At 44.1% G+C, this 17,334-nt stretch carries 18 protein-coding genes; all 18 read left to right on the forward strand.

The features are described from left to right. Positions 1-4: 4 nt before the first annotated feature. The 18 genes from A7976_RS06555 (at position 5) to A7976_RS06630 (ending at position 17,332) form a co-directional block, all read left to right on the forward strand. Positions 5-346, forward strand: coding sequence for a MarR family EPS-associated transcriptional regulator (locus A7976_RS06555; RefSeq protein ID WP_067108912.1), 342 nt, complete (start codon positions 5-7; stop codon positions 344-346). Further along, positions 343-1,752: a mannose-1-phosphate guanylyltransferase/mannose-6-phosphate isomerase gene (locus tag A7976_RS06560; protein ID WP_067108915.1), complete on the forward strand. Its 1,410-nt coding sequence runs from the start codon at positions 343-345 to the stop codon at positions 1,750-1,752. Before A7976_RS06555 ends, A7976_RS06560 begins: the two co-directional genes overlap by 4 nt. Beyond that, the gene (gene gmd / locus A7976_RS06565; RefSeq protein WP_067108918.1) at positions 1,749-2,834 is read left to right on the forward strand and encodes a GDP-mannose 4,6-dehydratase; all 1,086 of its coding nucleotides are present in this window, start codon (positions 1,749-1,751) and stop codon (positions 2,832-2,834) included. The genes A7976_RS06560 and gmd overlap by 4 nt, the downstream gene beginning before the upstream one ends. 17 nt (positions 2,835-2,851) lie before the next feature. Further along, positions 2,852-3,820, forward strand: coding sequence for a GDP-L-fucose synthase (locus A7976_RS06570; protein WP_067108921.1), 969 nt, complete (start codon positions 2,852-2,854; stop codon positions 3,818-3,820). Beyond that, the gene (galE, locus tag A7976_RS06575) at positions 3,817-4,818 is read left to right on the forward strand and encodes a UDP-glucose 4-epimerase GalE (protein ID WP_067108924.1); all 1,002 of its coding nucleotides are present in this window, start codon (positions 3,817-3,819) and stop codon (positions 4,816-4,818) included. Before A7976_RS06570 ends, galE begins: the two co-directional genes overlap by 4 nt. 3 nt (positions 4,819-4,821) lie before the next feature. Next, complete coding sequence (locus tag A7976_RS06580; RefSeq protein WP_205633461.1) at positions 4,822-5,667, forward strand: ABC transporter permease; 846 nt, start codon at positions 4,822-4,824, stop codon at positions 5,665-5,667. 21 nt (positions 5,668-5,688) lie between these two features. Beyond that, on the forward strand, positions 5,689-6,960 hold the full coding sequence (locus A7976_RS14955) for an ABC transporter ATP-binding protein (protein ID WP_088178390.1): 1,272 nt from the start codon (positions 5,689-5,691) through the stop codon (positions 6,958-6,960). An 8-nt stretch (positions 6,961-6,968) separates the two neighbouring features. Next, positions 6,969-7,784, forward strand: coding sequence for a TylF/MycF family methyltransferase (locus A7976_RS06590; RefSeq protein ID WP_205633462.1), 816 nt, complete (start codon positions 6,969-6,971; stop codon positions 7,782-7,784). A gap of 69 nt (positions 7,785-7,853) precedes the next feature. Further along, positions 7,854-8,690, forward strand: coding sequence for a bifunctional 2-polyprenyl-6-hydroxyphenol methylase/3-demethylubiquinol 3-O-methyltransferase UbiG (locus A7976_RS06595; protein ID WP_067108930.1), 837 nt, complete (start codon positions 7,854-7,856; stop codon positions 8,688-8,690). After that, entirely contained in the window at positions 8,687-9,565 is an 879-nt protein-coding gene (locus A7976_RS06600) for a glycosyltransferase family 2 protein (RefSeq protein WP_067108933.1), read from the forward strand. The genes A7976_RS06595 and A7976_RS06600 overlap by 4 nt, the downstream gene beginning before the upstream one ends. Next, on the forward strand, positions 9,562-10,266 hold the full coding sequence (locus A7976_RS06605) for an FkbM family methyltransferase (RefSeq protein WP_082878018.1): 705 nt from the start codon (positions 9,562-9,564) through the stop codon (positions 10,264-10,266). Before A7976_RS06600 ends, A7976_RS06605 begins: the two co-directional genes overlap by 4 nt. 31 nt (positions 10,267-10,297) lie before the next feature. After that, complete coding sequence (locus tag A7976_RS14770; RefSeq protein WP_082878019.1) at positions 10,298-11,041, forward strand: DUF268 domain-containing protein; 744 nt, start codon at positions 10,298-10,300, stop codon at positions 11,039-11,041. A gap of 13 nt (positions 11,042-11,054) precedes the next feature. Next, the gene (locus A7976_RS06610) at positions 11,055-12,077 is read left to right on the forward strand and encodes a glycosyltransferase family A protein (RefSeq protein WP_165601727.1); all 1,023 of its coding nucleotides are present in this window, start codon (positions 11,055-11,057) and stop codon (positions 12,075-12,077) included. Beyond that, positions 12,077-13,021, forward strand: coding sequence for an NAD-dependent epimerase/dehydratase family protein (locus A7976_RS14775; protein WP_082878021.1), 945 nt, complete (start codon positions 12,077-12,079; stop codon positions 13,019-13,021). The genes A7976_RS06610 and A7976_RS14775 overlap by 1 nt, the downstream gene beginning before the upstream one ends. After that, positions 13,021-14,316 (forward strand): glycosyltransferase family 4 protein, encoded by a 1,296-nt coding sequence (locus tag A7976_RS06615; RefSeq protein WP_067108939.1) that lies wholly within the window; start codon positions 13,021-13,023, stop codon positions 14,314-14,316. Before A7976_RS14775 ends, A7976_RS06615 begins: the two co-directional genes overlap by 1 nt. Continuing rightward, the gene (locus A7976_RS06620) at positions 14,313-15,017 is read left to right on the forward strand and encodes a class I SAM-dependent methyltransferase (RefSeq protein ID WP_067108947.1); all 705 of its coding nucleotides are present in this window, start codon (positions 14,313-14,315) and stop codon (positions 15,015-15,017) included. The genes A7976_RS06615 and A7976_RS06620 overlap by 4 nt, the downstream gene beginning before the upstream one ends. A 9-nt stretch (positions 15,018-15,026) precedes the next feature. Beyond that, entirely contained in the window at positions 15,027-16,205 is a 1,179-nt protein-coding gene (locus tag A7976_RS06625) for a glycosyltransferase (protein ID WP_067108949.1), read from the forward strand. Between the two features lie 254 nt (positions 16,206-16,459). Then, positions 16,460-17,332, forward strand: coding sequence for a glycosyltransferase family 2 protein (locus A7976_RS06630; protein ID WP_067108952.1), 873 nt, complete (start codon positions 16,460-16,462; stop codon positions 17,330-17,332). The last annotated feature ends 2 nt before the right edge of the window (positions 17,333-17,334 follow it).

Consider the following 17,334-nt stretch of genomic DNA (forward strand, 5'->3'; position numbering starts at 1 on the left):
GATTATGCTTGATGAAACTACACACTATCGTTTGCTGAAGCTGCTTGAAAGCAATCCAAGGCTTTCACAGCGGCAATTAGCCCAGACTCTCGGAATCAGTCTTGGTAAGGTCAACTATTGTTTGACCGCTTTGATTGAAAAAGGGCTGCTAAAAGTGAGTAACTTCCGCAATAACAAAAATAAACTTGCCTATATGTATTTATTAACTCCTGTAGGTTTAGAAGAAAAGGCGAGAGTCACGATCCAGTATTTGAAGATCAAGATGCAAGAGTATGAAACCTTGCATCAGGAAATCGAAGAGCTGCGCCGTGAAGTACTCCCCGCTGATAAAAGCACTTCCATATGAGCACCCGATACGCAGTCATTCTTTCTGGTGGTTCCGGTATGCGATTGTGGCCATTGTCTCGTTCTTTAAGACCTAAACAGTTACTTTGTCTCAATGGTGATCGGAGTTTGTTGCAACAAACTGCTGAACGTTTATTGAAGCTTGTAGCCCCAAGCAATCTATTCACTGTTACTCATCAGGATCATAAATTTGAAGTTAAAGGACAACTTTCGGAGTTGTCTGCCAATCTGGTAGAAGGTGTACTTTCTGAACCTGTAGCTCGTAATACCCTCCCCGCAATTGCTTGGGCAGTCCATGAGATTTCCAAACGCGACCCTGATGCGATTATTGGCGTATTTCCTTCGGATCACGCCATAGAAAATGAGGATGTATTTCTTGAAGCATGGCAATCAGCAGAATCCGCGGCCGAAGAAGGATATTTGACCTTAATCGGCCTTGCACCAACCGAGCCAGCTACAGGTTATGGTTATATCCAGCCAGGAGCAAAACTGGATCTGATAACCGCTTCACAGGCGCATGCAGTCAGCCGATTCGTGGAAAAGCCCGATCAAAAAAATGCTCAGAAATTTGTCGCTAATGGATATCTATGGAACGGTGGAATGTTTGTATTTCAAGCGTCCATATTTATGGAAATGCTGCGTATGCATCAGCCAGAGATGTTTAATGCATTTGAGGTCATGGGTAGCAACGACTTATCGGCCATTTACCAAAGCCTTGAAAGCTTATCGATGGATTACGGAATTGTCGAAAAGGCTGAAAACGTAGCTGTTGTTCCAGTTGCTATGGGTTGGAGCGATTTAGGTAGCTGGGATTCTATCTATCAACATCAATCTAAAGATGATGATAAAAACCTTACGCACGGAAATGTACTGTCGATCGACACCAAGGACAGTTTGATTTGGGCAACAGATGGTTTAGTTGCCACGCTGGGAGTCAGTAATCTTGCTGTAATTCAAACTGCTGATGCTACGCTTATATGCGATCGTAGCCGTAGCGAAGACATTAAGCAATTAGTCACCAAATTACAGCAGACACACCCACATCTCACCGAAACCCATCTTACCGTACATCGGCCCTGGGGTACTTATACCGTGCTGGAAGAGGGGCCGAACTTTAAGATCAAGTGCATTACCGTCAATCCTGGTGCCAAGCTCTCGATGCAGATGCACAATCATCGTTCCGAGCATTGGGTGGTAGTCTCCGGTCGCGCCAAAATTACTAACGGTGAGCGTGAACTCATCTTGGAAGAAAACGAATCAACCTATATCCCAAAAACCCATCATCATCGTCTTGAAAACACGGAAACAGTTCCATTGCAGATTATTGAAGTGCAGTGTGGTGATTATGTAGGCGAAGACGATATTGTCCGCTTTGAAGACACATATGGAAGGCGTATTACGCAATGAGCAAAGTTGCTTTAGTAACAGGTATCACAGGTCAGGATGGCGCATATCTTGCAGAATTATTGCTTGAAAAAGGCTACATCGTGCACGGCATCAAGCGTCGTGCATCTTTGTTCAATACAGATCGTATCGATCATCTGTATCAGGATCCCCACGTAAAAAACGCACGTTTCGTATTGCACTATGGAGATCTGACCGACTCCACCAACCTGATTCGTATTATCCAGCAGGTTCAGCCGGATGAAATCTATAATCTGGCTGCGATGAGCCACGTCGCAGTGAGTTTCGAGACACCCGAATACACAGCCAATGCGGATGGACTTGGCACCCTGCGTATCCTGGAAGCAATCCGCATTCTTGGCATGGAAAAGAAAACGCGCTTCTACCAGGCTTCTACTTCCGAGCTCTATGGCCTGGTACAGGAAACTCCGCAAAAGGAAACCACACCGTTCTATCCACGCAGTCCCTATGCAGTGGCTAAACTCTATGGCTACTGGATTACGGTTAATTACCGTGAGGCCTATGGCATCTACGCGTGCAACGGCATTTTGTTCAATCATGAAAGCCCAGTTCGTGGCGAGACCTTTGTCACACGCAAAATTACTCGGGCCTTGGCGCGAATTAAGCTAGATCTGCAAGATTGTTTGTATCTTGGAAATCTGGATGCTTTGCGTGACTGGGGGCATGCTAAAGACTATGTTGAAATGCAGTGGCTAATGCTACAACAGGAGCAGCCAGAAGACTTTGTTATTGCTACAGGTGTTCAATACAGCGTGCGAGATTTTGTGAATGCTGCTGCACGAGAACTTGGTATCAAGATTACTTGGCAAGGGCACGGCATAGAAGAAAAAGGTTTAAACGAAGCAGGAAAATGTATTGTTCAAATCGATCCACGCTACTTCCGTCCGACCGAAGTCGAAACGCTATTGGGCGATCCAACAAAAGCCAAACAGAAACTGGGCTGGACCCCGAAAATCAGTTTCAATGAGCTGGTGTCGGAAATGGTGCGAGAAGACCTGAAATCGGCCGAGCGCGATGAGTTGGTAAAGCGTCACGGTTACAGCGCTTTTGATTATCACGAATAAGTATGGATGCTTGATTGATGGATAAACATGCAAAAATCTATGTGGCAGGGCATCGCGGATTAGTGGGCTCAGCGCTCGTGCGAAATCTGGAAAGTAAGGGCTACACTAACTTGATTACCCGCACCCATGCCGAGCTGAATTTGACCAATCAGATCGCAACGCAGCGCTTCTTTGAAAAAGAGAAGCCAGAGTATGTTTTTCTGGCGGCAGCCAAGGTTGGCGGCATCCATGCCAACAATACCTACCCCGCCGAGTTTGTCCATGACAACCTCGCCATCCAGACCAACGTTATCCATGAATCCTATCGGTCAGGCGTGAAGCGTTTGCTGTTTCTCGGCTCCAGCTGCATTTATCCGCGCGATTGTCCGCAGCCGATCAAGGAGGAATACCTGCTCACCGGCCCGTTGGAGCCAACTAATCGTCCATACGCGCTGGCCAAGATTGCTGGAATCGAGATGTGCTGGAGCTATAACCGCCAGTACGGCACCCAATATTTGGCTGCAATGCCCACTAACCTATATGGTCCCGGTGATAACTATGATCTTAATAATTCACACGTCCTACCGGCGTTGATTCGTAAGTTCCACGAAGCGAAAATCAATAATCAACCAACCGTAACTGTATGGGGAACTGGTATTCCGCGCAGAGAGTTTTTATACAGTGACGATATGGCCGATGCTTGTGTATACCTAATGCATCTATCTGATGAGAAATTTAATACCATTCTTAACCCATTATCCTCAGCACCACCACTTGTCAATGTTGGTGTGGGTGAGGATATCTCTATTAAAGATCTTGCGGAACTGGTCAAGCAAACTGTTGGATATCAGGGTGAGTTGACATTTGATATTACGAAACCAGATGGCACGCCCAGGAAGCTTATGGATGTAGCAAGCTTGAGTGCGTTAGGATGGCGAGCAGACACTACACTTATGGATGGCATTTCCCGTGCCTACAAAGATTATATATTGGGGATTGCTAAATGAGTGTTTTGGTAACAGGAGGTGCCGGTTATATAGGTTCTCACACAGTGCATCAATTGGTTGAGGCCGGGCATAATGTAATCGTTGTTGATAATTTCTATTCGGGTCATCGATGGGCTGTACATCCTCAAGCCAAACTAATTGAGGCTGATGCAGGCGATAGATCAAAGATGGCTGAAGTTATTAAGGAATATGATATCCAGAGCGTCATCCATTTTGCTGCGCACATGGTGGTGCCTGAGTCCGTATCCAATCCATTGAAGTATTACCTCAATAATGTTGCTACCTCTGCAAATTTGTTGGCTGCTTGTGTAGAATCCGGCGTTGATAAATTTATTTTTTCTTCTACCGCGGCTGTTTACGGTAATCCGGATAGTGTGCTCGTTAGCGAAGATGTTCCTACAGCCCCCATCAATCCCTATGGAACGACCAAGCTTATTACTGAATGGATGCTGCGCGATCTTGTGGACAGCCATAAAGAAAAGTTTCGATTCGTTGCTCTGCGCTATTTTAATGTTGCCGGTGCCAAACTAGATGGAAAGCTAGGACAGGCCACTCCAAACGCAACTCATCTCATCAAGGTAACCTGTGAAGCCGCATGCGGCTTGCGTGAATCAGTGTCTATCTTCGGAACGGATTACCCAACTACAGACGGAACCTGTATCCGTGATTATATCCATGTTGATGACCTTGCACGGGCACATCTTGATGCGCTGGCCTATCTTGAGCGAAAAGGTGATTCGGCAACATTCAACTGCGGCTATGGTAATGGGTTTAGTGTGAGAGCTGTACTGGAAACTGTTCAGAAGGTAAGTGGCGTAGATTTCCTCATTTGTGAAGAAAAGCGCCGAGCTGGGGACCCAGTGTCTTTAATCGCGAATGCAGATCGGATTCGGCAGGTACTAGGTTGGCAACCCAAATACAATGATCTGGAATTGATTTGTAGATCTGCCTACCAGTGGGAGAGTCAGCTAAGCATTCATGCAAAGGTTGCAGTCTAAGATATGGCGAATACATTGAATTCAGAAAACCAATTTACTTTAGTAATTGAAGCTGGCCGAGCCGATCGTCATTACTGGTTAGATATATGGCGTTACCGTGATCTTTTCTTTTTCTTGGTATGGCGAGATATTTTGGTCCGCTATAAACAAACGGTCATCGGTATTGCATGGGTGGTGATACGTCCCATCCTGACCATGCTCGTTTTTACGTTGGTATTCGGAAAGCTAGCAAAACTTCCTTCTGAGGGTGTGCCTTATTCATTAATGGTTTTTTCGGGAATGTTGCCATGGTTTTTTTTCTCCTCGGCACTTTCTGAAAGCAGTAATAGTATGGTCACCAATTCAAATTTACTTTCCAAGATTTATTTCCCGAGAATTATTGTTCCTATCAGCGCCATTATTGTTTGTTTGGTTGATTTCTTTCTTTCATTCCTGGTGCTTGTGCCCTTTATGTTCTATTACGGCCTGTTCCCGGATTGGAAGGTAATCACTATTCCGTTCTTTTTATTATTAGCCATTATGGCATCATTGGGCTGTGGCCTCTGGCTTTCGGCGTTAAATATCAAATACCGAGATTTCCGCTTTATATTACCTTTTATTGTGCAAATTGGACTGTATGTTTCTCCGGTAGGTTTTAGTAGCAATATCGTGCCGGAGAAATGGAGGTTGTTATATTCAGTTAACCCAATGGTCGGTGTGATTGATGGGTTTAGGTGGGCCTTGTTGGGGGGCAACTTCAAATTATATTTACCCGGCTTGTATGCATCTATAGTGCTGACGCTGATTGTTTTTATGACGGGCCTTAGTTACTTCCGTCGCACCGAGCGCACATTTGCAGACCTTCTGTAAGACTTAACCTAGAGTAAAGCAATGTCTGTAGCCATTAAAGTTGAAAACCTTTCGAAGCAGTATCAGCTTCGCCATCAAAAGCAGCAAAGATACGTAGCCTTACGAGACGTCATTACCAATAAAGCCGCGAGTGCTTGGAGAGGGATTCGTGAAATTGGTAAAACTAAAAGCATCTCGGCTGACTTGACGAGAGAAACCTTCTGGGCCTTGAAAGATATCAATCTAGAAATTGAGCAGGGAGATCGCATTGGGATTATTGGTAGAAACGGTGCCGGTAAATCCACGCTTTTGAAGTTATTAAGCAGAATTATTGAACCTACCACTGGGAAAATCAGTATCAATGGCAGAATCTCCAGTCTTCTGGAAGTAGGTACTGGATTCCACCCAGAATTGACTGGTCGTGAAAATGTCTATCTCAACGGCGCTATCTTGGGAATGCGGCATAACGAAATAAAACGGAAGTTTGATCAAATTGTTGCTTTCGCTGATGTGGAGAGGTTTTTGGATACCCCGGTAAAGCACTATTCTTCTGGCATGTATATGCGCTTGGCATTTTCAGTAGCCGCACACCTTGACCCTGAAATTTTGGTTGTTGATGAAGTTTTGGCAGTGGGTGATGCACAATTTCAGAAGAAGTGTTTAGGGAAGATGAAGGAAGTTGGAAGTGAAGGACGCACTGTATTGTTTGTTAGCCATAACATGGATGCCATTACTGCATTTTGTAATCGAGGAGTCGTTCTTGGTCAAGGAGAGGTTATTTTTGACGGAGACGTTGCCCGCGCTCGGTCAGAATATCTACGTCAATCTACAAGCAAGCATGTTTCAGTAGAAAACAACTCAGGCCGCGGAGGTAGTGGAGGGGTTAACGTAGAATGGGTTGGGGTCGAAACGCCTGAAGGCGGACCCAAAAACGAAATTCTAGTTGGAGATTCGTTACGGGTTGGTTTGAAGGCTTCTGTTGCAGATGAGTTGCGAACCCGTAAAGACATTCAGGTTGCGTTTGGTATTGATTCTGAAGATGGTACTCGCCATTTTACCTTTCTCTCTTCCTGGATTGACTTCACATTGGATGTGAGTGCAGGTTCAATAAATTTACAATGGTATATAGAAAGCGTTCCACTTGTACCTGGCAGATACCTGATTAGCGCCACAGTGTTATTCCAGGGAGAAACGCTTGATAGTGTTCAGCATTGCGCGGAGTTCAGAGTCAGTGTTCCCCAAAAACATATGCATATAGAGCGCCTCCAAGGGTGGGGAGTCTTGGATTTGTCTTGCAAAATTTTTAATAGGTAATGATTGACATGCAAAAAAAATTGAGCGAGGGCGGTGCCCTCTATGCGGATTTGTTGAAGAAAACTTTGACAAACTGGATTCATGGTCACGAAGAGTGGAGCCAAGTAGAGTTGAGCGGGAGAAGGGCACGGTTGGCCAAATGGCTTCTCCCTTCAGATGCATTTCTCGTCAAACCCTCGCTTTTCGACGCAAATAAACGTGAGTTAGGTCAAGATTGGCCTGAGGTAGCGCATACGATGATAGGGCTCAAGCGCCTGAACAATCTGCAGTTTTGTATTGAGCAGGTGGTGGCGGATGACATCCCTGGAGATTTTATCGAAACGGGCGTGTGGCGGGGCGGTAGTGTGATTTTCATGCGAGGCATGCTCAAAGCGCTTGGGGCGACGGATCGTAGTGTCTGGGTTGCAGATTCGTTTGAGGGGTTGCCCAAACCGAATGCCGATAAATATCCTGCAGATACTGGCGATACTCACCACGTTTACGATTTCTTGCGCGTTTCGCTCGAATCAGTGCAGCAAAATTTTGCAGCCTACGGTCTGTTGGATGACCAGGTGCGGTTTCTTAAGGGGTGGTTTAAAGACACTTTGCCGATGGCACCTATTGAGCGTCTGGCTATATTGCGTCTTGATGGCGATATGTATGAATCAACGATGGATGCATTGAATAATCTTTATTCCAAGCTGTCTGTTGGAGGTTATGTGATTGTTGATGATTACTGCATCCCGAATTGTGAAAAGGCAATTACAGATTTTCGCAAACAGCATGGGATTATGGACGAAATCATTCCGATTGATGGCACAGGTGTATTCTGGCGACGTTGCTAGGGTATGAAGTCATGGAGTTTTGTTGTTTTGGGCCGAACTTAAATTTTATTCATTGGAGTAGCTTAAGGTATGCCTGACGCAACTATCACAAGTATATTTCGTCGCTTGCCGAGCAGCTACGAAGAGAATCCGTCTCTGAGCGAGTGGATTCTTGCTGATCAAAGCAATCCTCTCAATCAGATCAGTCGGATTATTGATCAAGGTGAGGTTCTCGATATTGGCTGTGGTTCAGGGATACTGGGACGACTGCTGGCCAACAAACCGAACGTATACGTGGACGGCATTGACCCCGCGGTCAGTACTACTACAACAGGCGTGCAGGCGTATCGACAGTTTTTTTCTCACGGCGTCGAAAAATTGTTCGATGGACACGGTATTGAGCGTTATGACTGGTTTGTCATGGCTGACGTGATTGAGCATTTCGCTTATCCGGATGAGGTTCTGGCTGCTTTGGTTGCGCGCGCGAAACCCGGTGCTTGCTTTTTGTTGAGCACCCCGAATGTGGCGCATTTATCTGTTCGGCTTAACCTATTATGTGGACGCTTTGATTACGTTGAGTCGGGCATTTTAGAGAGCACTCATCTACGTTTTTTTACGCTTCCGACTTTGCAAAAAGTGCTTCGCTCTTCGGGGCTGAGTATAGAGCGTGTGTTGTTACTCAATCGCATTCCGTCTGCCAATGAGCTAATTGATTTTGGCTGGTTCCGTGCCTTGCTTGCATTTGTGGTGGCCGGTCGGGACAAAGAACTTTATACCTACCAGTTTTTGGCAGTCGCCCGTGTTGGAAGTGGCACGGAGACTCCAAGTATTGAACAGATTGGTTCAAGGAGCTCGGGGGGATGCTATGTGGAAATTCTTAAGCTTTTGGTGTCGAGGTTCAAGCGTCGTATCCGGGGGTTGATATGACATCTGTGGTATCGGTGTGTATACCTGCGTATAAACAGCCGGAGACGTTGTTACGTACCGTGAAGTCGGTGTTAATGCAGAAGAATTGTAACTTCGAATTAGTTATCACCGATGATTCTGGTGACGATAGTGTTGAAGTTGCGCTAAGTGACTTGCTGAAGGATAGCCGAATTCGGTATTTAAGGAATCCGACACCTCTCGGAGCTATTGGTAACTGGAATGCCTCCATCACGAACGCTCGTGCCGAGATCATTAAAATACTCCATCACGACGATTGGTTTATTACCGATGACGGGTTAGCTCAGAGTATTCAGTCGATTGTTCGCGGCGAGGCTTTGGTTATGTTTTCTGCCTGTAAAGCAATGAGTGTCAATGGAAGTGAGCTATTCACGCACTATGCGACGACCGAACAAGTTGAGATATTGAGAAAAAATCCTGCTAATCTCGTTTTTGCGAATTTCATAGGACCACCCAGCGTGGTGGCATTCTCCCGTAGTGTGTTTGTGCCATTCAATTACAGGTACACATGGCTATCGGATGTCGATTTTTATATTCGTTTGTTAAGCAAGGCGCAGGGTAAATTTAAGTATCTGCCCGTAGCCCTGATCAATGTTACTTCGGATTCGCCAGAGCAACTCTCACGAGATTGTGAAGCGCAACGGCTGCGCTCGTTGAAAGAAAATATTAGTCTTTTTGGCGAATGTGAATCGGATAAGCAATGGAAGAAGCTTTCAGCGCATTTTTTTTCTCTGGCGCAGGGACTGACCGCGCCGGAGATTTGTGACGGAATTTATTTTGCATTGCGGTTGGGTCAATTTGGAATCGCTGGTGCGCTTGTTAAAAATTTGGTGTTTTCGATAATAAAAGGAAAATGATGGATTTTTTTAAGTGGCTGCGGCCTCGCAAGAGAGATAGCGAGCAGGTTTCATTTTCTCAGTCGGGTGAAGATTTGATTGTGGACTTTGTGCTGTCATGGATGGGTATTTCCGAGATTTCATATCTTGATCTCGGCGCTAACGATCCGCTGTGCTTTAACAATACTTACCGATTATATGAAAAAGGTCATACCGGCGTGCTAGTTGAACCTGACGTTACATTATCAGAAGCTATTCGTAAGCTGCGCCCTAAAGATATATGTGTTGCGTGCGCAGTTGGAGTGACGCACGATCCTGAGGTTTCATTCTATAAAATGAGTGCAGACACACTCAGCACAACGCAAAGCAATACGGTAGATCTCTATGAGAAGAATTCAGAACATCGCCTTACTCTAGAGGTTAAAGTTCCCCAGATGCACATTAATGCGCTGCTTGCAAAATATTTCCCGGAAAAAGCCCCAATCTTCGTCTCGTTGGATGTGGAGGGTCTTGATCTGCAATTACTGGAAGCATGGAATTTTTCCAGGTGGCGCCCTTCCGTCATTTGCGTTGAAACTTTGACCTACTCACAAAACAAGACGGCAACCAAAGTGCTTGATATCTTCAAAGTAATGGAACTCAATGGGTATGAGCAGTATGCAGACACGTATATCAATACAATTTTTGTAAATAAGGCCGACTGGGATCGCCGCACGGGTTGAATGTAATCGCGGGCTTGAGAAAAAGGCGCATATGTATAATCATGTGTTAAATTTATTTGATTCTTGGCGGAAACGTCTTTTGTTCAAGAGACAGTTCGACCTGTTTGTCGAATCCAGCGGTCAGTTACGCCGAAATTGGGTGCCCCATTGGCAGGATAGATATCCATGCCTGGATGATGCAACGATATCCACCGGGTTTGACAGACACTATATCTATCACCCAGCTTGGGCTGCACATGTACTGGCCGGTACGCGGCCAGAGCGCCATGTGGACATTTCATCCACTCTGCACTTTTGCTCTATTGTTTCCGCCTTTATCCCTGTCGATTTTTTTGACTTTCGGCCAGCTTCCCTGATACTGCCAGGACTAACAAGCAAGGCGGCAAATGTCACAAATTTGGATTGGCCTGCGAACTCGGTCGAATCGCTTTCCTGCATGCACGTGCTTGAGCACATTGGCCTTGGACGATATGGAGATTCGATCGATCCTGATGGCGATCTGAAAGCTATTCGTGAATTGGTGCGCGTACTTAAACCAGGTGGTAATTTACTCATCGCTGTACCGGTTGGGCAACCGCGCATCTGTTTCAATGCACATCGTATCTACGACTGCGATGAGTTTATTCGTTATTTTGAAGATTTGAATTTGGTTGAGTTTTCTTTAATTCCGGATGGCGAAGCGCCAAATGGCATGCTGGTAAATCCGCCCTCTCAATTGGTTGCCGCACAAAGTTATGGTTGTGGTTGCTTTTGGTTTAGGAAGTCTTTGGTTTGAATGCAGAGTGGAAATGCAGAGTCTGAATACCAGTCCTAGTGTCAGTATCGTTCTGCCAATCTACAATGGAGCGCGATGGATTAAGAGGAGTATGCTTAGCGTGCTGGAGCAGAGCCTCTCTGATTTTGAATTGATCGTGATTGACGATGGGTCCGTTGATCATTCATGGGATGTTATATCCAGTTTTTCTGATAAGCGTATTCTTGCAATAAAACAGCCAAATTGCGGTTTGGCAGCAACCTTAAATATCGCTGTTCGGTCTGCACAAGCGCCATATATCGCTCGCCAAGATCAGGACGACCTTTCATTTCCATCGAGGTTGCAGAAACAAGCAGAATTTCTTATTGCCAATCCTGATATTGGTATGGTTGGGACGAGTGCTGAAATTTGGGTGGGTGATACAAAAACCAACAGATTGCTGGAGCATCCGGCGGATGATGCATCAATCAAGTTTAATCTGTTATTTGATAATCCATTTGTTCATAGCTCCGTAATGATAAGACGTAGTGTCTTTGAACAAGTCGGCGGTTATTGTGAGGACAAATCCAGGCAGCCGCCGGAAGATTATGAGCTATGGTCCCGAGTAGCTCGAGAGTTCAAGGTTGCCAATCTACCCGAGGTGCTTTTAGCCTATCGTGAGGTCCCCGGTAGCATGTCACGCACTGGATTGAATCCATTTTTGAATCGACTAATCAAAATTAGTGCGGAGAATATTGCTTGGTATTCAGGTCATGATATTGAATCTCCTGAGGTCGTTGCAATTTCTAGGTTGGCTCATGCCGTATATGAGGGAATTCCACGTGGAATTCGTTTCTCCCGGATTGAGGACGTAATTAATGATGCAGCCACATCTATCATCCAAAAGTCAGAAGTATCTTCGAACACACTGGATCAACTGATAAAAATGCGGATCACTATGCTGCAATATCATTATTATCAATATCGAACAGGCGGTTGGGTGAGAAAGCTTTTCGGGGAGCGCTTGGAGCGCCAAATAAGGAGTGTAGCTAGACGAATCATTTCGGTGACTCAATAATGAGTCGTTGTTGTGTTATCGGTGGTGCTGGGTTTATCGGAAGCCATCTCGTCAATGAACTGCTTGATTCTGGAAGAGTAGTACGCGTTGTAGGAAGGCGTGACTTGGAACTGGCATCGTTGCCAGAGAAGGTCGAGTATTTTCAGGGGGATATCAGGAACCGCGAGTTTATATCCGATGCTCTCAAAGGTGTGGATGAGGTGGTTGACCTTGCTTATTCGAGCGTGCCAAAAACAAGCTATGAAAATCCAGTATTGGATATTACTGATAATCTCCCTAGCTCTGTAGGTCTATTTGATGTGGCGAGTACATTGCCTATCAGAAAATTAGTGTTTGTTTCATCTGGGGGCACTGTTTATGGTGAACCTCAGAATTTGCCTATCTCCGAAACCCATCCGACTAATCCTATATCCCCTTATGGCATTACTAAACTCGCTTTAGAAAAGTATGCCCAGATGTATTGCAGGTTAAGAGGTCTTCCTGTGGTGTGTGTACGTCCATCCAATCCTTTTGGAGAGCGGCAAAAGCCATTTGTAGGCCAAGGTTTTATAGCTACTGCTATTGCTTCAATTTTGGCTGGTCATGAAGTTAAGATTTTTGGGGATCAAGGTACTATTCGAGACTACATATATGTTAAAGATGTTGCAAAGGCCTTGGTTGCTGCGTTGGATTTTGGTATTCCAGGAGAATGTTATAACGCAGGCAGTGCTGTCGGCAGATCGAATTTGGAAATTATCGAGCAGATATCAATACATGCAAAATTGTGTGGGTTGAAACCCTTGGTGACGCATGTCTCACCGAGGTCATTTGATGTATCAGCAAACGTACTTGATACAAGCAAATTGCACGCAATTTCTGGATGGCAATCTGAGTTGGGGTTCGCTGCTGGCATAGAGTGTACTTGGAGTTGGTTTTATAAAAATTACAAAAATAGGTTGGACTAATGCGTATTTTATTTTGTTGCGAATTTTACGCCCCTAGCATAGGCGGGGTGCAAGAGGTCATGCGCCAGGTGGCCGAGAGATTGGTAGGAAACGGGCATGAAGTAACAGTTGCGACCAGTAAGCTGCCTAATCGACATTTTTTCAGTCTTAATGGAGTTTGTATTAAGGAGTTCGCGGTTTCTGGTAATTTAGTTAGGGGTATATTCGGTGAAGAGAATAAATATCGCGAATATATTGTTAATGGCGATTTTGATGTTGTGATGATCAAAGCCGCACAGCAGTGGACATTTGACGCACTATGGCCAGTGCTAGACCAGATTAAAATTCCAAAAGTGTTTATTCCATGTGGATTCTCTGGGCTTATGGAGCCTGCTTATGCTGGGTATTTTTCTAGTATTCCGGAAATACTCAGAAAGTTCGACCATCTGATTTTCTATGCCTCAGATTATCGGGATATCAATTTTACCAGGCAGCATGGCATTACTAATTTTTCGATTATTCCAAATGGTGCGAGTGAACGTGAATTTAATGTGGCGGAGGATATTACTTTTCGATCACGCAATGATATTCCAGCGGATGCTTTTGTATTTCTCACTGTTGGAAGTTTTACGGGATTGAAGGGACATCATGAACTAGCTCATGCTTTTGAACAGATGGCACTGACAAAAGATAAGAAGGCAGTGCTAATTCTTAATGGGAACGACTGTTTAAAACTAGATAATGATTTAATTTCCTTACCTAGAAAATTCATTAAGTTAGTGTCGACTTATGGCGTGAAATATGCTTTTAAGCATGTCTTAAAGCGATTGCTATGGAAAATTGGTGTAAAAGTTGGTAAATCCACAGGTTTTAAAGAAATCGCGTCTTCTATCAATCAGAAAGAGAAGAACAAAAAGGTTCTAGTAACAAACTTTGCTAGACAGGAGTTGATTCAGGCATACATGACTTCTGATTTATTTGTTTTTGCTTCAAATATTGAATATTCCCCATTGGTATTATTTGAATCTGCGGCTGCGGGAACGCCATTTCTCTCTGTTAAAGTTGGTAATGCTGAGGAAATATGTAGCTGGACTCAATCAGGGGAAATCTGTCCTTCAGAAAGAGATGAAAAAGGCTATACCAGAGTTTGTCCTAAAGTTTTGGCTGAGAAAATGGCTGAGATGATGTGTCATGAAGCTAAACTTAAGGATATGGGAGATAGCGGGAAACGTAATTGGTCTGAGCGATTTACTTGGCAGAAAATTTCCGAGCAATACGAACAAGTTTTTGAAGAATCATTGGAAAAGCATAGATGAATTTTATTCAGAAGATTGTGCGCAAAATGCGAAGGGTCGAAAGTGTAAGTTATGTGGATCCGGCACTAAATAATAATTGTAGCGAGTTCGAGGTGAATAATTGGGTCGTTTCCGACTTCATTATTAAAAAGCTTGTGCCGATAGCAGGTATCCATCCTTACCCTATTGCTGAATTAAACTTGATGACGGCCACTGTGTGTCGGTTGAAGCCTCAGCAGATATTCGAGTGGGGTACAAATATAGGAAAGTCAGCCCGGATTTTTTATGAGGTCGCCCAGCATTTCGGAATCCCGCTTCACGTTCATTCCGTTGATCTGCCAGATGATTTGGATCATATCGAACACCCAAGATCTGATCGTGGATACATGGTAAAAGGATGTGCGAATATTACGCTTTACCAAGCGGATGGACTCTCCAAAGCAATTGAGCTTTATCAGTTGAAACCGGATGCTGGAACGCTCGTCTTCATTGATGGTGACCATAGTTATGAATCCGTTTTTAGAGAATTGAATGGCATTATCCAGAGTATGCCCAATGCGAGCATTCTGTTGCATGACACGTTCTACCAATCTGATGCTGCCAGTTACAATATTGGACCATACAAGGCTATCTCGGATACTCTGGCGACTATGCCCGATAAGTATAAGTTAATGTCTACTACGACGGGCCTGCCTGGTATGACACTTCTTTACCGGCTGTGAAATAAGTTTATGAGAATATTTTATGCGTCTGACACGACGCCAAACCCGGTCTTTCAATCTAATTTATGGCGCAATAATCTCTATTTGCCTTTAGTTGATCTTGGTCATGAGGTTGTTGAGTTTGATTATGATTTGAGACCCACCTTTTCTAATCTTGATCCTGCTTACTCGAAGAACTTTATAGAATCAAATCGCCCTATTGTTAGTAAAGAATTGTTGGCGCAAATTAAGAAAGCTCATTATAAAAAGCCGATAGACCTTTTTTTTAGTTATTTTTATGATTCATGTGTACTGCCAGAGACGATTGATGAAATTCGTTCAATGGGAATTAAAACAGTTAATTGGTACTGTAATGGTTCATATCAGCTGCATATGGTTTCGGAGATATCACCGCACTATGATTTCTGTTTGGTGCCCGAAAAATTCAGGCTAAAGGACTATCTGGCATTGGGCGCAAATCCTATTTACTCTCAAGAGGCAGCCAACCCAGCAATATATAAGCCTTATGATTTGCCAGCGGAGTTCGATGTGGCCTTCGTCGGCCAAGCGTATGGTGATCGTCCCGCATATATCAAATATTTACTTGATGCCGGTATTGATATTCGAGTATGGGGCTATGGCTGGCAGAACTATACGGAAGGATTTGCGAAATTTTCTAAGCCGTCTGTTTGGCGAAGATATCGAGATATTGCGCGGAGATTACTTACAATAGAAGGGCAAAAACGCGCAATAAGTAAACTTACCCAAGATGTTAAAAATAGCAGCAAGCTCACAGCTATGGAGACTAATATTAGTCTACCGCAACGGGTTGTCGGAGAAGTTCTTTCCGATATCGACATGATTAGAATGTACAGTAGATCAAAAATCAATTTAGGGTTTTCAAGTTGTGGAAATACTCATGCCAGTGAAGACCGTATTTTGCAGATCCGGTTGAGGGATTTTGAGGTTCCAATGAGTGGCGGATTTTACATGGTCGAGTATATGGAAGAACTGGAAGAGTTTTTCCTGATAGACCGAGAAATTGTGTGTTATCGCAATGCTGAAGAACTCGCGGATAAAATAAAATTTTATCTAGCCAATGATAGAGCTAGAGAGCAAATTAGGCTCGCGGGATATCAGCGTTGTATCAAGGATCATACTTGGCATAAACGTTTCAAGAATGCTTTTAAAGTTATGGGGTTGGAGTAATAAGTTGTTTACTTTACTGAGCAACAATATTTGCTTTTACCTTAAGCATTTTATTTTTATGCTTCGTATCGTAATTTAGAGCTCAATTTAATTCTGATCGCTGCCTAGAACTTTTCGTTAATAGATAGTGAACGTAACCCGATCTCAAGCTAGGTTGGGATGACAACTACATTTTCTGATTTGGTCATACTGATTACTCATGCATGTTCTTGGAAGTAATTTAATTAAATTTCAACAAACACGGGAAAATAATAATGATAGATGAGCCGCTAATCTCTATCATCATGCCTGTGTTCAATGGGGAAAAATATCTCCACAAGGCGATTAAAAGTATTTTGAGCCAGACATTGGATGATTTCGAGTTTTTGATTATCAATGATGGGTCAACTGACAATACCAGAAATATTATTGAGTCTTATAAAGATGACCGCATCAGGCTAATTGATAACGAAATTAATCTGGGCTTGGCTTCATCACTAAACAAGGGTATTAGTCTCTCACGAGGAGTATATATTGCTCGAATGGATGCGGATGATGTGTCTTTTCCTGAGCGTTTCAAACGTCAAGTAGAACATCTTCAGGCACACCCAGAAATCGATTTGCTAGGGTGTCGAGCAGTTGTGTTTCGTAACTTGGGTGATATTGTCGGGTTATTGCCATTCTTTCCCTCCCATCAGGCCATTTGCGCGCGCCCATGGCGTGGAATTTCATTGCCACATCCTACTTGGATGGGGCGTGCGAACTGGTTTCGTCACTATCAATATCGTTTCCCAGAAGTATTGCGAGCTGAAGATCAAGAGCTTCTTCTGCGTGCTTACCCTGATAGCTGCTTTGCTTGTTTGGATGAGGTTTTGTTGGGGTATAGACAAGGTTCATTCAATCTTGCCAAGACCTTGCTTGCTCGGCGCACTTTATTGAAAGCTCAGATCCGGCTGTTTGTCAGACGTCATCAGTGGGGAAATTTTTTTCTAGCGATCATAGCTTCATGTTTCAAACTGGGTGTGGATCTAATTGCTGCAATGCCTGCTTGTAATAGAGCGTTTTTCTGGCGCATGGCTGAGCCTGTTCCCATTTCTGCAATGGATAAGCTTACAAGGATTCTGGGAAATTTTAATGGATCCAAATAGCT

Origin of the sequence: Methylobacillus sp. MM3, assembly GCF_001645185.1 — a bacterium.
Classification (GTDB): Bacteria; Pseudomonadota; Gammaproteobacteria; order Burkholderiales; family Methylophilaceae; genus MM2.